16 protein-coding genes and 1 riboswitch are annotated in these 19,846 nt (G+C 36.0%); of the genes, 9 read left to right on the top strand and 7 right to left on the bottom strand.

What is annotated here, in order from left to right; genetic code table 11:
- The first annotated feature begins 11 nt into the window (after positions 1 to 11).
- The 4 genes from I600_RS01815 (at position 12) to I600_RS01800 (ending at position 6,614) form a co-directional block, all read left to right on the top strand.
- Positions 12 to 2,513 carry a TonB-dependent receptor plug domain-containing protein gene (locus I600_RS01815; RefSeq protein ID WP_058102803.1) on the top strand — a complete coding sequence of 834 codons (2,502 nt, stop codon included), beginning with the start codon at positions 12 to 14 and terminating at the stop codon, positions 2,511 to 2,513.
- 169 nt (positions 2,514 to 2,682) lie between these two features.
- Positions 2,683 to 4,137: a vanadium-dependent haloperoxidase gene (locus tag I600_RS01810; RefSeq protein WP_058102802.1), complete on the top strand. Its 1,455-nt coding sequence runs from the start codon at positions 2,683 to 2,685 to the stop codon at positions 4,135 to 4,137.
- Between the two features lie 150 nt (positions 4,138 to 4,287).
- Complete coding sequence (locus I600_RS01805; protein ID WP_058102801.1) at positions 4,288 to 5,499, top strand: cytochrome-c peroxidase; 1,212 nt, start codon at positions 4,288 to 4,290, stop codon at positions 5,497 to 5,499.
- 257 nt (positions 5,500 to 5,756) lie between these two features.
- Positions 5,757 to 6,614, top strand: a complete 858-nt coding sequence (locus I600_RS01800; protein ID WP_058102800.1) for an outer membrane beta-barrel protein — start codon at positions 5,757 to 5,759, stop codon at positions 6,612 to 6,614.
- Positions 6,615 to 6,737: 123 nt separating this feature from the next.
- On the opposite strand, the gene I600_RS01795 is transcribed toward I600_RS01800, so the two are convergent.
- The 3 genes from I600_RS01795 to I600_RS01780 all read right to left on the bottom strand — a co-directional run bounded on the left by I600_RS01795 (position 6,738) and on the right by I600_RS01780 (position 9,409).
- The gene (locus I600_RS01795) at positions 6,738 to 7,037 is read right to left on the bottom strand and encodes an EF-hand domain-containing protein (RefSeq protein ID WP_058102799.1); all 300 of its coding nucleotides are present in this window, start codon (positions 7,035 to 7,037) and stop codon (positions 6,738 to 6,740) included.
- A gap of 129 nt (positions 7,038 to 7,166) precedes the next feature.
- A complete protein-coding gene (locus tag I600_RS19380) occupies positions 7,167 to 7,904 on the bottom strand; it encodes a hypothetical protein (RefSeq protein ID WP_058102798.1) in 738 nt (245 codons plus the stop codon).
- A 230-nt stretch (positions 7,905 to 8,134) separates the two neighbouring features.
- Positions 8,135 to 9,409, bottom strand: coding sequence for an arylsulfotransferase family protein (locus tag I600_RS01780; protein ID WP_058102796.1), 1,275 nt, complete (start codon positions 9,407 to 9,409; stop codon positions 8,135 to 8,137).
- Positions 9,410 to 9,692: 283 nt separating this feature from the next.
- Positions 9,693 to 9,789: riboswitch (SAM-I-IV-variant riboswitch) on the top strand.
- Between the two features lie 51 nt (positions 9,790 to 9,840).
- Between I600_RS01780 and I600_RS01775 the strand changes: the two genes are divergently transcribed.
- A complete protein-coding gene (locus I600_RS01775; RefSeq protein WP_058102795.1) occupies positions 9,841 to 11,136 on the top strand; it encodes a Na+/H+ antiporter NhaC family protein in 1,296 nt (431 codons plus the stop codon).
- Between the two features lie 67 nt (positions 11,137 to 11,203).
- Here I600_RS01775 and I600_RS01770 read toward each other — a convergent pair whose 3' ends face one another.
- The 4 genes from I600_RS01770 to I600_RS01755 form a co-directional block, all read right to left on the bottom strand.
- Complete coding sequence (locus I600_RS01770) at positions 11,204 to 12,559, bottom strand: M24 family metallopeptidase (protein ID WP_082642868.1); 1,356 nt, start codon at positions 12,557 to 12,559, stop codon at positions 11,204 to 11,206.
- Positions 12,560 to 12,568: 9 nt separating this feature from the next.
- Positions 12,569 to 13,885 (bottom strand): DEAD/DEAH box helicase, encoded by a 1,317-nt coding sequence (locus I600_RS01765; protein WP_058102793.1) that lies wholly within the window; start codon positions 13,883 to 13,885, stop codon positions 12,569 to 12,571.
- 200 nt (positions 13,886 to 14,085) lie between these two features.
- Complete coding sequence (locus tag I600_RS01760; RefSeq protein WP_058102792.1) at positions 14,086 to 15,123, bottom strand: leishmanolysin-related zinc metalloendopeptidase; 1,038 nt, start codon at positions 15,121 to 15,123, stop codon at positions 14,086 to 14,088.
- A 102-nt stretch (positions 15,124 to 15,225) separates the two neighbouring features.
- Positions 15,226 to 16,434, bottom strand: a complete 1,209-nt coding sequence (locus tag I600_RS01755; RefSeq protein WP_058102791.1) for a patatin-like phospholipase family protein — start codon at positions 16,432 to 16,434, stop codon at positions 15,226 to 15,228.
- 223 nt (positions 16,435 to 16,657) lie between these two features.
- On the opposite strand from I600_RS01755, the gene I600_RS01750 reads away from it, so the two are divergent.
- Genes I600_RS01750 through I600_RS01735 form a run of 4 tightly spaced genes read left to right on the top strand, consistent with a single transcriptional unit; the run spans position 16,658 to position 19,752 of the window.
- A complete protein-coding gene (locus I600_RS01750; protein WP_058102790.1) occupies positions 16,658 to 17,242 on the top strand; it encodes a TetR/AcrR family transcriptional regulator in 585 nt (194 codons plus the stop codon).
- Between the two features lies 1 nt (position 17,243).
- The gene (locus I600_RS01745; protein WP_058102789.1) at positions 17,244 to 17,909 is read left to right on the top strand and encodes an NAD(P)H-binding protein; all 666 of its coding nucleotides are present in this window, start codon (positions 17,244 to 17,246) and stop codon (positions 17,907 to 17,909) included.
- Between the two features lie 13 nt (positions 17,910 to 17,922).
- Positions 17,923 to 18,555, top strand: coding sequence for a nitroreductase family protein (locus I600_RS01740; RefSeq protein WP_058102788.1), 633 nt, complete (start codon positions 17,923 to 17,925; stop codon positions 18,553 to 18,555).
- 39 nt (positions 18,556 to 18,594) lie between these two features.
- Positions 18,595 to 19,752, top strand: a complete 1,158-nt coding sequence (locus I600_RS01735) for an iron-containing alcohol dehydrogenase (RefSeq protein WP_058102787.1) — start codon at positions 18,595 to 18,597, stop codon at positions 19,750 to 19,752.
- The last annotated feature ends 94 nt before the right edge of the window (positions 19,753 to 19,846 follow it).

The following is a 19,846-nucleotide window of genomic DNA, read 5'->3' as shown; positions in this document are numbered from 1 at the left end:
TAAAGCCTAGTATGATAAATTATAAACAGAAAAAGAGTGCAATAATAACGGTTCTCCTTAGTATTTTCTTCTGTATATTTTATCATCATTCTGCATATTCACAAAATGAACCTGCTTTAAAGTTGGTTGATCGTTTAGAGCAACTCAAAGATGTTTACAATGTAGATTTTACTTATAACCATACCCTTTTAGCCCCAGTAGTTCTACCCTCTAATTTTAAATGTGATAATTTAATTCATTGCATAAATGCTATTAAAGAAATAGCTCCTGTCAAATTTGTAGAGAACGGGACCAATTCCTTTATGATTATTCCAGTTAGGCAAAATGTAACATTTACGGTAGTAGATTCAGAATCTGAAGAATTTGTAAGTAATGTTACTATTCGGATAAATTCAGGAGAAGAACGGTTTTTATATCCTATAAAATCTACTTATACCATTAAGAATTTATTTCCATTAGATTCCGTTCATATCCATTCGGCTTTTTATAATACCATACATATTAAAGCCATGGATCTAAATGAACTAAAATCTCCATTGCGACTACAACACGCAATGATTCATTTAAATGAGGTTCAAATAACAGATTATTTGACCAGGGGGGTCAATGCTAAAATTAGTGATAATACGTTTCAAATAAACATGGAATCTTTGGGTTTGCTTGCCGGTGAAACGGACGGAGATGTTTTTAATGTAGTTAAAAATATACCAGGTGTACACACCCCCAGCGGTAAGCCAGGTAGTTTAAATTTTAGGGGCAATACCTTTGATCAGTCCCTTATTGAAATTGATGATATACCAATATACCATAATGGACATTTTTTTGGAGCTATCGCACCGTATAACCCAACTACTGTAAGTGAAATTGAGATTCAAAGAAATACGCTTTCTGCCAAATGGGGAGGTCGTGTTGGCGGACTTATTCACATGACCACAAAAAACAAGGTGCCAGATTCAACTTCTTATACCGTTCAAGCGAATACGGTTTATGCTGGTGCAACGGTAGAAGTACCTTTGGTAAAAGATAAACTTGCACTTTATGTGGCAGGTAGATCTAACTATCCAGGAGTTAACTCACCTAAATTAAGGGCTTTTTCAAATTTAAATTTTCAAGGCAGCCGCTTAGAATCTGTTGCCAACGATGTAAATAGTGATTATTTTAAAGTTGGCTTTTATGATATAAATTCAAAATTGATTTATGATATTAATGAGAATCATAAAGCAACAATTAGTTATATAAATATACAGAATAGACTGTCTGCAGTTTTAGAGGATTCGGATGATAAAGATAACAGGGATTTCAGGGATTTATATTTGGATAATTGGGGAATGACTATAAAATGGGAAGGTACATTTTCGGACAGATTAAGTGCACAGGCAAGAGTAAGTACATCGTCCTTGTATATTGATAATAAAAGTGAGGGCTTTTCTGCAGATGTACGCTCAAGTTTTGAAAAATATTCAAATACGATAAACGATACTCGGTTTATTAGTGAAGTTCAGCTACAATTGAACGAGAATACTACTTTAGAAACCGGGTACACCCTTACCGATTATAATTTACGGTTTGATCAGCGAAATGATGAAAATAGTATTGACAGTCGTAGGGATCAAAATGCATTGACCCATAGTACTTTCATTTCATACAATAAAAACTGGAATGATAAAGTGACGGCCAATTTAGGCATGCATGCGGACTATTTTGAACCCAATAAAAGATTTTATGCGGATCCCAGGTTATCAATAAATATAAGTCTAAGTGATGCATTGTATTTAAAAACATCTGCCGGTCGTTCACATCAATTTATTCAAAAAAAACTACGTGACGATTTTGATGATTTTAACGATCAATCTCAATTTTGGTATCTGCCAGATGCAACTACATCCGTTTTAGAGGGCTACCAAGCCATGATAGGAGCTTTGTACAATAGATCGGGCTGGCTGTTTGATGTAGAGTTGTACAGTAGGAATACGAAAAACGTAACCGTACAGACCAACACTAGTACACTTGAAGAAGGAAAGTTAAAAAGCAAAGGGGCTGATTTATTTATAAAAAAGCGTTGGAATAATTTTGAATCGTTATTCAGTTATTCATTAAGTGAGGTAGATACCGAATTTGATACTGATTTACCCATTTTTTTTGACCAACGCCATATCTTACACGTTACGGGTTTATGGCACTTAGATCCTTTTAATTTGGCGGTGACCTGGGGTTACTTTTCAGGTATGCCCGTAGTTGTTCCAGATTTTGATGAAGACAGCAATACCTCACAAAATAGTTTGGATATAGCGTATACAGAACGTTTTCCAAGTATGCATCAATTTGATGTTTCTGCCACGTATGGCTTTACGAACACTAAGAAAAGTTGGAAAGGAATTGTGGGCTTGTCAATCGTTAATTTATTTGATCAGGACAATATTGTCAATATTTTTCAAAATGAACCACCAGTAGATGAACCTTATCGTAAAACTATTGGTTTTGCCCCCAACCTACAGTTCAGCATACATTTTTAATAACTAATTATACTTCAAATACTACTTTGGTTTTTCCATTAATTAGGTAGTAAATCAATAGATTTTATTTTTTTTCAAAAAGAGGGTTGGGTATATGTACTACCTCAGCGTATTAAGGGAAAGGCACAAATGGCCTTTAGTTAAACATTAACCTTTAATACAGAAATTTATGAGAAATTATAATTTAAGATGGGTGTTGATTATCCTATCGGTGATCCTACTACAGGCTTGTGCAAAAGATGAGTTAGACGTACTTGAAATTAGTGAAACGGACACAGATGATTTTGAAACAGTAGCCCAAGACTCTTTGACCGCTAGAAGGCAAAATAACCGTAACAATGGCTTGAACCCATCTGAGGAGACTGTGCAATTAATTGTGGATTGGAATGATCTTTGGCTGGTTTTGGATAGATATACTGATGGCTTAAGACCTAATACTACAGCAAGAGCTTTAGCCTACATTCATTTGGCCGGGTACGAAACTGCCGTAGCGGATATGGATGGTTATGGATCTACACAGAGTCAATTACAGGGCTTTAATCTTGATTTAGATGAAAGAGCAAATAACGTAGATAGAGACTTGGCACTTAACACTTGTTACGCCCTGGTAATGGACCATTTTATGTTCAGTGTTTCCAATAATGCAAAAGCGGGTATTGCAACTTTAGAGAATGAGTTGGCAGATGAACTAACGGAAGAACTTTCACAGGAAGAAATTGAGAATTCCATAGCATGGGGGACTTTGGTCGCAGAAAGTGTAATTGCCTATAGCCAAACCGATACCGAAGCAGAATCTCAACAGTTAGATCCTAATCCTGTATCATATGTAGCACCTGTTGGTGAAGGCTTATGGGCGGCATCTGAAGGAGAAAGTGCGTGGTTTCCTTATTGGAACAGGGTAAGAACATTTGTGATCAGTCCGGAACAGACCTCTAGCACACCGCCGCCATTTTCCCACAACACTAATAGAAATAGTGGCTATTATGAGCAAATGGAAGAAGTTGAGATTTCTGCTACAACCGCTAGGTTATCAGATAACGAAGATCTTTGGATAGCCGAATTTTGGTCAGATGATGTAGAAGGGTTAATGATGAGTCCTCCTGGTAGACAGTTTTCCATTGCCAATCAATTAATTGAACAGGAAGACTTGGATTTTGAACAAGCATTGGAGTTGTTGTTAAAGCTTGGTTTTGCAACTAATGATGCTGCGGTTTCTGCTTGGGATGATAAATACACCTATAATTCAGAAAGACCAAGTAGATTTATTCTGGAGTACATCAACGATGATTTTCAAACAAATTTAGCACGATTCATTTCCAGCCCCAATCCAGCTTTTCCGGCTTATCCGTCAGGGCATGCTACATTTGCAGCGGCGGCATCGGGAGTATTTATAGACATATTTGGGGGAGACGCCATTAACTTTACCGATAGAACCCATGCAGGAAGATCAGATTTTGATGGCACCCCTAGAAGGTTCAGTTCTTTTACGGAAATGGCCGAAGAAAATGGATATTCTAGAATACCATTGGGTGTACATATACAAGCTGATAGCGATGAAGGCGCTCGTTTAGGTTATGAGATTTCAGCCGCAGTGAACAACTTTAGTTTATCCCCTAATTTTTAATTCTTAACCCTTGGATTGTAGAAGTTTCGCCAGTAATGGCGAAGCTTTTGCAATACCATATTCCTACCGCTACCCTACCCTAATTTAATTGGCCTATATGACAGAAAACTACTTTTTAATTTTTATCAATCTTTTAAAAAACAATGTAATATGAAAAAGTGTTTTGTCCCAATTTGCTTACTAGTGATTACTTTAAGTTCGTGTAGTAAAGATGAGTATATAGATATAACCGAAGAAGAACAACTATTGGTCAATGATGAAAATAATGATACGGTTGTTGATGATAATGAAGAAAATACTAATGACCTTGCCGTTGATTCATCTATTTTAGCCTTGCCAGATTCTCCATTCAATTATGCCAATATACTTTTGCCGGATTTCTTTTTAGATAACGATGTTAGAAATGAAGAAAATACCCCTAACAATAACGAAATAACAGATTACGGAGCAACTTTAGGCAGGGTGTTGTTCTATGATACTAATTTATCTAGGAACAATACTATTTCTTGCGCGTCTTGCCATATTCAAGAACATGGTTTTTCTGATCCTACTGCCTTAAGTACAGGGTTTGATGGTGAATTAACTTCTAGGAATTCCATGGGACTGGCAAATGCCAGGTTTTATGAAAATGGAAGGTTTTTTTGGGATGAAAGAGCGGTTAGTCTAGAAGAGCAAACATTGGTTCCAATTCAAGACCTTGTGGAAATGGGACTAACTTTGCCTGAATTGGAAGCAAAACTGTCGGTCGTAGATTATTATGAAGCTTTATTCACTAATGCCTTCGGTGATGACAATGTTACCAGTGAGCGTATAGCATTAGCGTTATCTCAATTTATACGTTCTATGGTTTCATATGAATCTAAATTTGATGAAGGTTTGGCACAAGTAAACGATATAGATGACAACTTTCCAAATTTTACAAATTCAGAAAATAGAGGTAAGCAACTTTTTATGAGCAACCAGACCAGATGTTTTGATTGTCATGCTACCAATGTTTTTGTGGGTGATGCTGCTAGAAACAACGGGCTAGATGCTACTATTACAGATCCGGGCGTGGGCAGTATAACCGGTAATAATAACGATTTGGGCGAATTTAAAGTACCATCTTTAAGAAACATTGCTTTAACAGGACCTTACATGCACGATGGTAGATTTGAAACTCTAGAAGAGGTTATAGAGCATTACAATAGCGGAGTACAGAACAACCCAAATTTGGATAATAGACTTACGCAAGGTAATAACGTTCGCAGACTAAACTTATCCGATAATGACAAACAAGCATTAGTTGATTTTCTACATACCTTGACCGATACAGAATTTATCACTGATGAGAAATATGCCGATCCGTTTATAGAGGATTAACCATTCATTTATTTCAATAGGTTTATAATTCAAATTAATATAATTAGTTAAAAAATCTTTTAAGCTAAGCTGTATTATTGGTTTGATGTAAATTTGGCGTTCAATTTAAAAAAAGCTCAATACTAAAACTCTTATTCTACCTCTTTTATACGCACTCTAGCAAGTGTTAAACGTAATATTTATTAGGTATTTATAAGAAAAATTGGGTTTAATGAATAGAATGAAATTTACTTAGTCTAATACATAAATAATGAATTATGAAGTATAAAATGTTAATAGCTGTTTTGGCAATTTTTAGCACAACGGCATATGGGCAATGGCAAGTCTCGGCAAGTTCTGGCTATGCCGTTGGAAGTGCAGGTATGAAATTGGGAGAACGAATTACGACAACGGAAACAGAAAACTCATATGGCAGTTATGGAGAAGGCACAAACTTTCAACTTAGAGGCACCTATTTTTTTGACGACTCTTTCGGTTTTGATCTTGGAGTAGGTTATTTGCATGGTTCTGACCAGGATATTTCTATTGTTAGTCTACCGGATACAGAAGTGAATGCTGTTGCAAGGGCAAGGGCATTTGGTGCTTCCGCATCCGTGGTATATAAATTCACCAATAATATATATGGACGTTTTGGAGCATTATTAAAATTGGGAGGTAAAACGGAAGGTGTCATTTACCAAAAATCTGTTTTTTCTGAAGCTGAAGCCGAGGCTTTTGGTGTACCGGAAGGCTCTTATTCCGAAACGAACTATAAAGAGGATTTTCATGGACATTTTCCTTTAGGGTTCGTGGGAGCTCTTGGATATAAATATGATTTAGATGATAACTTTAGCCTGTTTGTAGAAGCTGAATATTACGGTATTAGTTTAAAGCGTAAAGATTCGGAAATATCCGAATTCAATACGGATTTAAAACTACCTGATGGTACTATAGCGGTTAGTGGGCTATATACCATTGATAATTTGCCAGAAGGCGTAAATAGAACTACTACCTACGTAGATAACCTATCCAATACCAATACTGATACATCTAAAGAACTGTCCCAGAAAGTACCATACTCTTCTTTTGGATTAAATATTGGTATTACTTACAAATTTAATAAAGCAACGAATTAAGTTTTCATTATTAATCTTTTACAAAAAAAAGAACCCCCTGTTTAAGATAAACAGGGGGTTCTTAGCAAATAACTCAAAATGAAAATAAACGTATTCGGGGGGAATACGTTTATATGGAAGATTTTATTTTAACAAACCAAGTATACCTTCCAATTCGGTTAAATTAAGGCTAGCGTTATTATCAGTGTCCAATACATCAAAATTTTCAGAAACTTCGCCAATAGCTTCAGTTGAGCTAATAGCTTGATCATTGTTGGTATCCAATAGGCTAAATAAGCTCGCCACCTGCTGTACCGTAGAATTAGAACTTAGTGAGCTTAATAATGTAGCAGCATCGGACATAGATGAGGTGTTCATGTTCTTTACACTGTTACAACTGGTTATTGAAGCAATAATGATAAACGTTGCAATTACTTTTTTCATGGTTATGTGTTTTAATATTTATGTGTTACAAAAGTATATTTACCTCTTAGTAAGTGAAAACAATATATACCAATAGTGTAATTATTACTACGTATCTATAGAATCAATAGATGAAAAATTTTGTAATACTTAATTGTTAGCATCGGCCTTAAACCAAATATTAAAGGAGACTTCTTCTGGTCGCTGATCTTGTGGTGGTGTTCCTTGAGAACCTCCTCTACCTCCACCGCCAGGACCACCACCTTGACCACCTCTGCGACCTCCAGGTCCGCTACCTTGACCTCCAGCACCAAAACTTACATTTGGGCTTTCAGTTTTTGTTTCGGATTTTATTTTTGGAGTCATAATACCAATGGATAATTTGGATAGCTTGGTGTCATTATCAACAATGCTATTTTTTGGTATTTTTAAGTGATAATGAAGTTCTTTAGCTTCGTCAAAATTGTAGTTTATGGTAACACCTAGATTGTTTAGGTCTAAATGAAATTCTTCTTCATGGTCAAAATTAATAAAGCGTGCCGTTCTGGGCATTTCTTCCAATAGCTTGTTCATGTCTGGTCCTTTACGCTCTTGTTCATCCGTTTTTTTACGAGAATTATCTTTTTCATTTCGTTCTGGACGTTCTGGCGGAGTAATATTGATTGGATATTGAATGGAAACATTTTTCTTCTTTTTTCCTTTAACATCAAAATACACGTAAAAGCCCTGGTGCAACATAGACATCATAGTAGCTTGGTCTACTGTACTTAATTGGACCATAATATGTTCTGCGTCTATAATGCTTTGATAAGTAATGTTATCCTCTGTATTTTGAGCTTGGCCAATTGCCCAACCAAATAACAATAATAGCGTAGTATATATTTTCATCTTAGTAATTCTGGAATGGTAAACCTATTGATAAAACAAAGACTAAAGAGGAGTTTTAAGTGGATGCCATAAGATTTAAAGCGAATACCTGAATCTTTACCAGTTACATATTTGAACAATGCTAGTTGCTTATATTTCATCATGTAGATGAATTTTAAAAATAGAAAAGCTCCAATATTGCTATTGGAGCCCTTCGTCATCAATCAATCAATCAAAAAAACTATCTTTAATTATAGACCTAATGCGGTTATTGCATCGTCGTCTTTTGTAAATGCATACGCACGCCACGGTCTATTGTAATTTGTAAATCTCCACAGCACATCTCCGTCGCTATTAACTTCCCAAATAGCACCTGTGCCTTCGCAGATAAGGGTGTTGCCATTACTCATTCTAACCCCACTGCCTAAACCATTACTATATAAATCGGTATCTGTGAATTCCCATATTAATTCAGGCTCATTATCTTGACCGGCTACCAGTTCATAAGGCGGACTCAATTGGTATTCTGCTACTGCAGACTGGTTATCGTATTTGTTATTTACAAAAACCAACATTTTATTATCATCAAAAAGATTAGGATAATGTACCCTGTTCATGGTCACTTCACCAACATTGTCATAAGTAAGGGGGTTTCCAAAACGGTAAACCAGGTCACCACCTAAATTATAGTTTCCGCCGGTATTGGTGGCAGCCTCTTCTGTTGAGGTGCTATGATCAATAACCCAAACCTCGCTATAAAAGTTAACGGTCATGTATAAAAGGTCGTTCGTTTCATCTAGGGTTATACCGTTTACATGCATAATGTCACCATCAGTTTGATCATTATTATAATTGATGTCAATAAGGTTGGGAACATCGGCCACGACACCAAAGTTTAATTTGCTTTCATCGTAATCTTGAACAATATGGTCCGTAGCATGCCACTCCCAAACTATTTCTTGGGTTAATGGATTCATTTCAATAATAGCTTCAGGGTAAATATTAAAATTACCCGAAAATCCCATCTCCGCAGCATCTGCAGCACTTACTTCTTCCCATACGGGAAATATGATATTTCCGTTCGATAAGTAATTAACATCATGATGTGAGATGTAGGTATTAGTAGAATAGTCCACTTCCCATTCAATGGATTGGTCAGCATTTATTTTTCTAAAACCGCCACCATAACCACCAAAGGTTATCTGTGGATTATCAGCTTTTATCGTAGCTACCAAGCTGCCATCAGATTGAAGCATGGCATCATTACCCAATTGGTCACCATTGAAATCCCAATCAAATAAGGTATTGCCATCATGATCAATTAAATATACCCCATTGTCCGGTGCAACGGCTAAAATGTAGGAGTCACTGTCCACAGTACTACTTGCTTCATTGGTGTCGCTAGTATCATCTGTTGTTTCTTCTTCGGTGATTGAAACATCATCGGAATCATTACTGCAAGAAGTTAAGAAAAGCAGGCATACAAATAATGCAGTTGTTCCTAAGTTAAGATTCATTTTTCTCATCGATTTTAATTTTTAGGGTTGTTATACGGTTTAAGCATCTAAGTAGGTATAGATACCAGTCTCCGTTTAGATTTTAAATGTAGTTCGAAGTTTAAATGAAAATGAAGCTTCTCAGCGAATGGAGCTTATAATTCAGCAAACGGCCCTTTTGTATAAGTGAAATTTTTTAGCCTTTTGTCATCTTAAAATGGCATTTTCTGCAATTGGTCAAAACGGTTTAAATTAAGATATAATTAGTATAATTTTTGGTTTTATGTACCGATGGTTTATTAATTTTGCGCCCTTAAATTATCAAGAATCTCAAATAGAGATAGCAACCTGCAATAACGAGCAAGGTGCTAAAAGCGATAAGCCAATACCTTGGAAAAAACGTTAAATCCTTCCTATTGTATTTGTTATAGCTCTAAACGTGATTCTTCAAATAACCATATATGACTCAAGTAAAAGCTGTAACAGCCAATGCAAAGGCACTTATTCCATTTTTAATATTCATTGCAATATTTCTAGGCGTAGGCATTTTTCAAAATGATTTTTATGCCCTACCCGCTCCTATTGCCGTAATTGCTGGTATACTGGTAGCATTTCTCATGTTTAAGCAATCTATGAAGGAGAAAATTGCCATTCTTTTAGAAGGGTGCGGTAATGATAAAATTTTGACCATGTGTCTTATATACTTATTGGCAGGAGCATTTGCAGCGACAACCAAAGCTATGGGCAGTGTAGATGCTATTGTTCATTTAGGTCTGGATGTTATCAGCGGACACTATATATATGTAGGTGTGTTTGTAATTGCTGCATTTTTGTCTATTTCTACGGGTACCTCTGTTGGCGCTATAGTAGCGCTGGCTCCAATTGTAATTGGTTTTGCGGATACCGGTAATTTTTCGCTGGGTATTTTATGCGGTGCCTTGTTAGGAGGTTCCATGTTCGGTGATAATCTATCGGTAATTTCAGATACCACCATTGCCGCTACACAATCACTGAACGTAAAAATGAGTGATAAGTTCAAGGCGAATATCAAAATAGCCGTACCTGCTGCCATTATAAGTATGGCCATTTTAATGTATGAAGGTCTAAGCATGAATACCGTAGGAATGGAAATGGAAGAGTATCATTATTCCATTCTTAAAATTTTGCCTTATTTAATTGTAATTATACTTTCAGTAATAGGTGTGAACGTTTTTGTGACGCTTGTATTGGGCGCAATTTCGGCTGGAATCTTAGGTGTCTTTTATGGTGATTTCACAGTGTTGGAATTTACAAGAATATCATATACAGGCTTTACCAATATGACGGAGATATTTCTTTTATCATTATTAACGGGCGGTTTGGCCGCTTTGGTGACGTTCAATGGCGGTATAGCGTTTATACTATTAAAAATTAAAACTTTTGTAAAAAGTAAGAAGTCGGCACAGTTTGGTATTGCAACACTGGTATCAACTATTAACATGGCAATTGCGAACAATACGGTCTCCATAATTATATCTGGACCCATTGCTAAATCTATTAATGATGAGTATGCTTTAGAGAACAAACAGACTGCATCTATCTTAGATGTCTTTGCTTGTATAACTCAAGGATTATTGCCTTATGGAGCCCAGGTGCTTATGATTTTGAGCTTTGCAAAGGGTAGTATAACTTATTTGGACCTTGTAAGTAATACTTGGTATCTATTGTTATTATTGGTGTCTACTGTGTTGGTTGTAGGATTAAAATCTAAGAAGTAAATAGCCTACAGGAATATTAAAAAACATTCTCAATAGCATTAAAATAAGGTATAATAAAATGTAGCGATTAACTTTTCATCAAATTCTCTAAATCTTCAGGTGTTCTAGGTAAGTCCGAACTTAACACTTCACAACCATCTTCCGTGATTAAAATCATATCTTCTGTAAATACTGAAATATTGTTATCATGATTATAATACCACGGCTCTACAGTAAATACCATGCCTGGTTTTAAAAGTGCATTCGATAAGTTTGGATCGCCTGTTGATAAGCCTAAATGGTGACCAAAAAACAAACCTACTTGCATATATTTTTTTGAGTGTTCAGGAATAATGGTATTGGTGAATTTCTGCACATCCTTAAAGGTTATACCTGGTTTTAAAAACTTAATAATTTCATCAGCAATTTTGGTTTCCATCATCAGAATCTCTCTTTGTTCTTTTGTGAATTTGCCAGAAACCGGAAATGTTCTTCCTATATCACTTACGTATTGTTCATATTCGCACCCCACATCAAAAATAACAAGATCCCCATTTTGCATAATACGGTTTCTTCGATTATAATGTGTTGCTAAAATTCTCCAGGGCCAATGAGAGTTTGGTCCGGATTTTATGATGGACCCAAAGGCTAGCCTTTGTGAACCATTTTTCTTGAAATCGCCTTCTAAAACGCCTTCTAAATAACGTTCGTCTATTCCTGGTTTTATAGCTTTTGCCGCCTCTTTAATACCTTTAACTGTTATATTTGCCGCCTGTTTTAAGATTTTTACTTCATTTTCAGATTTTATCATACGTACTTTGGCAATTGCTTCGTAGATATTTTCAAAACTTAAATCTGTATGTTTCTTTTTGATTGCCTCTAAAAGAACTTGAACAGGAGAATAGGTAGCTATGTAGTCATTGGGTGCAAATTTTACTTCACCAGGTCTACCGTTATTTATTAATATTTTAGATTTATTGGAGTTTTCTAAATTCAACAGATTAGTAAAATCTTCTATGGAAGCGAGTGGGATACCTGTTCTGTTTATGATCTTTTTATCATTTAATAGAGGTCTTCCGGGAAAATCATTTTTTCTAGAACTGTTTTCAAACCGTATATCCTGTTCTGGAGTATAGATAGTAACTTTTTGATTGTCCAAGTTAAAAACTAAAATGGCATTTGGCAATTCTAAACCAGTAAAGTAATAAAAATCATCTGTTTGCCTAAATGTTTCACCAAATGAAAATCCGTCTTTCGCGGGAATTAATACTAGCCCTTTTTTATTTAATCGGGCTAATTCAGTCATCAGATTTTCTCGTCTAGTGTTTAATTCTTCTTTTGTAAAAGGTAAATCAGTCCACTCAAAATAAGATTGCACCGGTGTTTGACCATTTACAACCACCATAGCTAAAATTGATACTAAACATGTTAAAATTACTTTCATTTTCTACTTTTACTTAGATTGGTTATCAGAAGTGCTATGCTCAGATAAGTAATGTGCCAAAATTTTCTCAACGAGTTCATCTTTAGTCAAATGGTGAAATACCGTTTTAACTTTCGTTCTAAGTTCATCTGAAATTTCTTTGTTCGGTTTTGTCTTAAATATTTTCTTGGCCCATAATAAAGTGTTGTTCTCTTCAATACTTTTGGCATCCGCTTTTTGATATTTAGAAAAGGAAATACCTAATTCTTTCTCAAAATCGAAAACCTCTGCAACCTCTTCTTTTTGTAAAATGGTCAAAGAAAGTCCCTTTGCCCCTGCTCTGGCCGTACGTCCACTTCTATGCACGTAGGCATCATAGGTGTCTGGTAAATGGTAATTTACTACGTAACCCAATTCTTTAACATCTATACCTCTGGCAGCTAAATCGGTAGCCACAAGAATTTTAATATGTCCCTCTCTAAATTGCCCCATAATGCGATCTCTAATGGGTTGAGATAGACTACCGTGCAACGCTCCCGAAGAAAATTTATTTATAGCCAATTTTTTTGCCAGTTTGTTTACGGCGGCCTTGGTCTTACAAAATATGATTCCGCTTTGTCCCTCTTTTGAATTCAAAAAATGAGTTAATACATCTAGTTTTTCAATGGGCTCCACAACTACATATTTATGATCAATGCCTTTATGACCAAGGGTAGACATATCAGCTTCAATATGCACCACATGTTTGGACATATAATTTTGCACCATTTGTTTAATAGCACCGGACATGGTTGCAGTGAATAGAAAAGTACGTCTAGCCTTAGGTATGCCAGCAATAATGGTATCTAAATCGTCTTTTAATGCAGTTACCATTTCATCGGCCTCATCTAAAACCAAATACTTCAGTTTAGTAATATCCAAAACTTCGCGTTTTACTAAATCAACTAATCTACCAGGTGTAGCGACAATAATTTGGGTAGGAGTTTTAAGTACCTCTATTTGGGGTTTAATGGGAATACCACCACATAAAGCAGCAATGGAAATATCAGGGTTATTTGAGGTATACGATATTAAGTTGGCATGAATTTGCTGTGCCAATTCTCTTGTTGGTGCTAAAATAATAGCTTGTACAGCTGTACTTTTGCTGTTTATCATTTGCAATAATGGTAGACCAAAGGCAGCGGTTTTTCCAGTTCCGGTTTTTGCTAAGGCAACAAGGTCATCCTTTTTCTCCAAAATTATAGGAATGCATTTCTTCTGAATAGTGGTGGGTTCGGTTATCTGTAATTCATCTAGACTTTTTTGTAAATCCTTAGATATTCCTAAATCTGAAAATTGGCTTGGCATAAAATGATTTTAAACAAAGATAGGTACACTTTTAGTAGCTAAGACTACTTACGCCTAAAGGTTGTATATAAAATGTAGAATAACCACAGGGTATATGTAGATGTGCGGGAAAATAAAAAGCTTGCACCATTGGAGAAATGGTGCAAGCTTAATAATTTAAACGGTTTAAGGGTTATGATATCCTTGTAAGAGGGTGTGTGTTATTTTTTAACATTTACAAAACCTCTCAAAGGCACTAACTCTTCCATTTTGGCTATGTTTAAACCTTGATTTTCAGCAGTGCCAAAATCACCAAGATCATTAATGTCAACACCTTCAGTTCCACGAGGTAAATCATAAGACTCCCCAACAGATGCAGATCCATAGCCTAAATCTTTCATTGACCCGGCCGTAATACGACTTAATGGGTTTTCACCAAGATTTAAGAAACCGGTCATTAACTCATTGTTTAATGTAGATTCTCTCCAATGACCTAAAGCAGTACCAGGACCGCCCATATTCTCAATAGGTAATTCGTTTGTACCACCTTCTGCATTCCAGAACACATTGGCTTTTCTTCCTGTAAAATAAGGGTTGCTATCAGGTCCTGCTCTAAGGGTTCTGTCAAAGCCAAAAGGAGCTGTGTTCCATAATGTACCAATACCTAAAACATGGCCCATTTCATGAACAATTACTTCTTCAAATAAATCTATTTCCTCAAGAAAATCAAGATCATCCACATCAAAGAACATAACTCCGGTCAATGATAAGAAATCTTCAGTTCTAACAAATTGAGGACCTGCTTGGCCTAAAATTCCACCTGGTCCGTCAATTGGCGCCAAGGCAACTTCAATTACCAAATCATCTATAGTTTCAATATCAGGAAAACCAGCGAAAGCAGAAGGTATTGGTCCTGCTACATCTGGTACATCTTTAATAATAATTCTTTCCCATCTTGCTGCCGCAGCTTCAAAAACTTCAACTTGTCTTTCGGTGGGTGGTAACAAATACTTTAAAGTAATATTATAACGGCCTTTGGTTGCATTACTTGATTTTGCGGATTGTATATTGGTCATCCCCAGATCATCAATAATAATAGGATTTTCAGTGGGGGATTTTAAGGCAATTTCAAGCGTCTTAACTTCTTGTACAGTTTCAATTTCTGTATCTAATTTTTCCTCTGAACAAGATGTGAAAATCAATGTGCTAAAGGCACATGTCATCGCTAAAAATTTACCGGTTTTAAAAGCATTTTTCATAAAATATATAGTGTTTAATGTTTAAAGTGTATTGTATTATCTAATTTGGTAATAAAATTATGTTAAATTTAACATAATAATTCTAAATGTGCAATTTTTAAATCAAAGTTCCCAAGTAATCCACCTATCCATACCGTCTTTGTACCATTTATCGCCCTGTAAGAACAGAAGGTCATTACTGCGTTCTACTCTAAATTCAATAGGTTGGTTATAGATCAGTCCGTTTTTCCAACCAATAAAACACTTTATTAATTTATCGATTTCTTCATCTGTAGTTAAGTCCATATCCATTTTATAGAGCTGTTGGATCAATGGAATAATTTCTTCAGAACTTTGGCTATCATAATGTATTAAAGGAGATAATCTAATAATCTGCTCATTGGGTTTATTGCCCGTTGCAGCTTTTAAGAACATCATAGCAATGTAATTGGCGGTGTCTGGCGGTTGATATAATATGGTTTTAGCTTGGTGCAGTACCGTTTCTTTAAAAAAATTAAATTGAGGTTTCCATTTTGAAAAATGGAATTTCTTTCTTCTGAATTGAAGCGCAATTTGTTTCCAGTTCCAAAAGTCCCTTTTAGAATCTGCTGACATTAAGGAATTGCTGGTACCTAAAGAAACAACGCGAATGGTATCTAGGTCAACACCCAATTTATACGCTTCAATGATTCCCGCTAAAATAGGATTGTTGAATCCGCCGAGAGCACCGTCCCAAAGCTCATAGAATATATCGCTACCCTTAGACTTAAAGCGTACAGGAAAATCAAAATATTGTACGGGAGCGTTAGATGAAGCGTTTATGGCCTGTGTAAGTCTAACGGAATCATCTCCTTCGGAATTCGATGAGAACGATTTGAAGAATTTTGCACGATTGTTCAGTGCATCGTATGTTGCAACAACAATTTTAAGTGAATCCTTTCCAATGAGTTTTGGAAGTTCATCCATTTGTATTTTATCGATTTCGGGAAATAAGCTCTCAAACGCTTCCTTTTTTCTTTTGGTACTATATTTAGGTCCGAAACCTGCATTGAAGAGTCCGAGATAATCCACCGGAAAATAGCGGTCTTTAAAAGTATTTTTATGAAATATAAGCTCCCTGTTTCTTTTCTCCTTAAAAAGGGCAATTGCCTTGTCTAATGTATAATTTTCTGCCAATGCCGCCAACACGATACTGCCCCCTGAGTTTGCAATAATTAAATCAAATTTTTGAAGTATTTGGTGACCGTTTAAATTTCCGTAACGATCTTTTAAGGTAAGCAATTGAATTATTGCCCAACTTCCGCCGCCATCTAAAGATAGAATTTTATACATGTGTTATGGAATACCTACTCAGGTTAGATGATGTAGTAAATGAAAAGGACGTGGGAACTACCTTTATTAGACATTTTAAAGTTAGTGAATTATCAGTTAGAGCCGTTATAGGATGTTCTTAGAATTTATGAGGATATTATATTTTAATATGACCAATTAAAGTTCTGTTAATAAAAAAGAATGAACGTTCATTTTCTGTAACTTTGTACAAAGATTTTAATTCATGGCAGCACTTCAAAAAAGTATAGACAAACGCAACGCATTAATAAATGCAACTATAGAGCTTGTTAATAACGACGGCTTTCATGCAACGCCTATGAGCAAAATTGCTAAAATGGCCTGTGTTTCTCCTGCCACTATTTACCTCTATTTTGAAAACAAGCAAGATTTGGTAAACAAGACATATTTAGAGGTGAAATCAAGTTACACTGCTTACGCTTTTGCTACTTATGATGAAACCATGTCGGTCAAAAAAGGTTTTGAAGTAATCTGGAAACGTATTGCTGAATTTAAACTGAAAGAAGATGCATACGCCATGTTCTTGGCCCAATGTGATAATACGCCCATGATTGATGAAGAAAGCAGACAAGAAGGGATAAGGCATTTACAACCGTTGTTAGATTTATGGAAAAGAGGAATTAAAGAAGGAGTCATAAAACCCATGTCAGATTATATGTTGTATGCCTATGCTATAAATCCGCTTTCCTTTTTAACCATTGCTCAAAATCGTGGTGCCTTAGTTTTGGACGATAAACAATTGGAATTAGCTTTTGAGGCAGCTTGGAGCAGTATAAAAGTATGCGAATAGGATGAAAAAGACGGCAATTATTTTAGGAGCTTCTGGTTTAACGGGTGGCTTGCTTTTAGAGAAACTTATTGTTGATGATAGATATGAAAGCATAAAGTTGTTTTCAAGGTCTAGCATAAAGGGTTTGCCCAATAAAGTGAAGCAGTATATAGGCGATCTTTTAGAATTGGAACAGTTTAAAAATGATTTTACCGGTAATGAAGTCTATTGTTGTATAGGTACCACCGCAAAAAAGACTCCGGATAAATCTTTGTACAGAGACATTGATTATGGTATACCTGTAGCCGCGGCAAAATTGGCAAAGGATAATGGAATCAACACTTTTTTGGTTATTTCCGCAATGGGCGCAAATAAGAAAAGTAGTGTTTTCTATAACCGTACTAAAGGAGAAATGGAGCAAGAGGTTTTAAATCAGGCAATACCGAGAACTTCCATTTTAAGACCTTCTTTAATAGGCGGGGAAAGAAATGAACAACGATTACTAGAAAAGATAGGTCTAATAGTTTTTAAAGTAATTCAGCCCCTATTCATTGGTCCCTTAAAGAAATATAGAATAATTAATGCCGATAGTATTGCACAAGCAATGCTCAATTTGGCAAATGCCACGAGTAATACCGATGTTATAATTACGTCGGATGATATAGAACAATTAGCAAAAACAACTTAATTAAAATTAGATAATGGAATTATTGGATAAATTGAATTGGAGATATGCAGCTAAAGCCATGAATGGTGAAAAAGTTGCTGAAGATAAAGTGGAACGCATATTAGAGGCGGCACGCTTGGCTCCTACTTCTAGTGGCTTACAACCTTTTGAAATTATAGTGGTCAAAAATCAAGATATAAAAGAACAGATTAGACCGGTAGCATGGAACCAATCTATGATTACAGATTGTTCTCACCTTTTGGTATTTGCCGCTTGGGACACGTATACGGAAGAACGCATTAACTATATGTTCGACCTTACCAATGAAATTCGTGGTTTTAAAAATGAAGGTTGGGAAAACTATAGAAAGATGTTGTTGGATTCATACCCACAAAAAGATGAAGAGGAGAATTTTAACCACGCGGCAAAGCAAGCTTATATTGCTTTTTCACAAGCCATTGCTGCGGCAGCTTTTGAAAAAGTAGATGCAACGCCTATTGAGGGTTTTGATCCTGCAGCTGTAGATAAAATATTGGGTCTTCGTGAAAAAGGATTAAGAAGTGCGGTATTATTGCCGTTAGGCTATAGGAATGAAAGTGAAGATTGGTTGGTGAACCTTGTAAAGGTGAGAAAACCAATGAAAGATTTGGTTACTGTTATAGAATAGTAAAGCCAATGAACAATTAAAAATTAAAAGAGAAAGAAAATGAACAATTTTGAATTTAAGAATCCCACCAAAATAATTTTTGGAAAGGATACGATTAAAAAAATAGAAAGTGAAATACCCGCCAATGCTAAAGTACTTATGCTCTACGGTGGCGGAAGTATTAAGAAAAATGGCATTTACGATCAGGTAACCAAGGCACTGTCCAATTTTGATGTTATTGAGTTTGGCGGAATTCCTGCCAATCCTGAATATGATACATTGATTAAGGCGTTGAAGGTTATTAAGGATGAAAATATATCTTACTTATTGGCAGTAGGCGGCGGTTCTGTAATTGACGGGACAAAATTCCTTTCTGCGGCAGCTGTTTATGAAGGTGACACCCCATGGGATATACTTACTAAAAATGTGAGAACCCAAAAAGGAATGCCATTTGGTACGGTGTTGACGTTACCGGCAACAGGTTCTGAAATGAATTCAGGAGCGGTAATCACAAGAGCGGAAACAAAGGAAAAATTAGCCATGGGCGGACCAGGATTGTTCCCAGAGTTTTCCGTACTTGACCCACAAGTGATTACATCTATTCCTGAACGTCAATTGGTAAACGGTATTACCGATGCGTTTACACATGTTTTGGAACAGTACATGACATATCCTATAGAAGCGTCGTTACAAGATAGATTTGCAGAAAGTATTATGCAAACGTTGATTGAAGTAGCGCCAAAGGTGATTAAAGACCCTACGGATTATAAACCTGCGGCCGATTTTATGTGGAGCTGTACCATGGCCTTGAACGGATTAATTCAAAAAGGAGTACCTGGAGATTGGGCCGTACACATGATGGGGCATGAATTAACCGCATTGTTCGGTATTGATCATGCACGTACATTGGCAATTGTGGCACCAAGTCATTACAAGTATAATTTTGAGGCCAAAAAGGAAAAATTGGCTCAATATGGCGAACGTGTATGGAATATAACCGAGGGAAGTGTTGATGACAAGGCTTATGCGGCTATTGAGAAAACCGAAGCTTTCTTTCAAGAATTGGGCATAGATACCAAATTGTCAGATTATACCAAAGAATACGAAGGTACTGCTGAAGAGATTGCTAAACGTTTTACAGACCGAGGTTGGAAATTAGGTGAGCGACAAGCTTTAATGCCTGAAGACGCTGAAAAAATCGTAAAAATGGCATATTAACATTAAGTTTGAGTGTTGAAAAAGGGGGTGTCTTTACAAAAGGCATCCCCTTTTTGTTTTAAAGGTGCAACACAAGGTTTTTCGGTTATGAACA

The organism is Maribacter dokdonensis DSW-8 (genome assembly GCF_001447995.1).
GTDB classification, from domain to species: Bacteria; Bacteroidota; Bacteroidia; order Flavobacteriales; family Flavobacteriaceae; genus Maribacter; species Maribacter dokdonensis.
The sequence above is the reverse complement of the archived record's forward strand: the minus strand, read 5'-3'. Positions and strand labels throughout refer to the sequence as shown.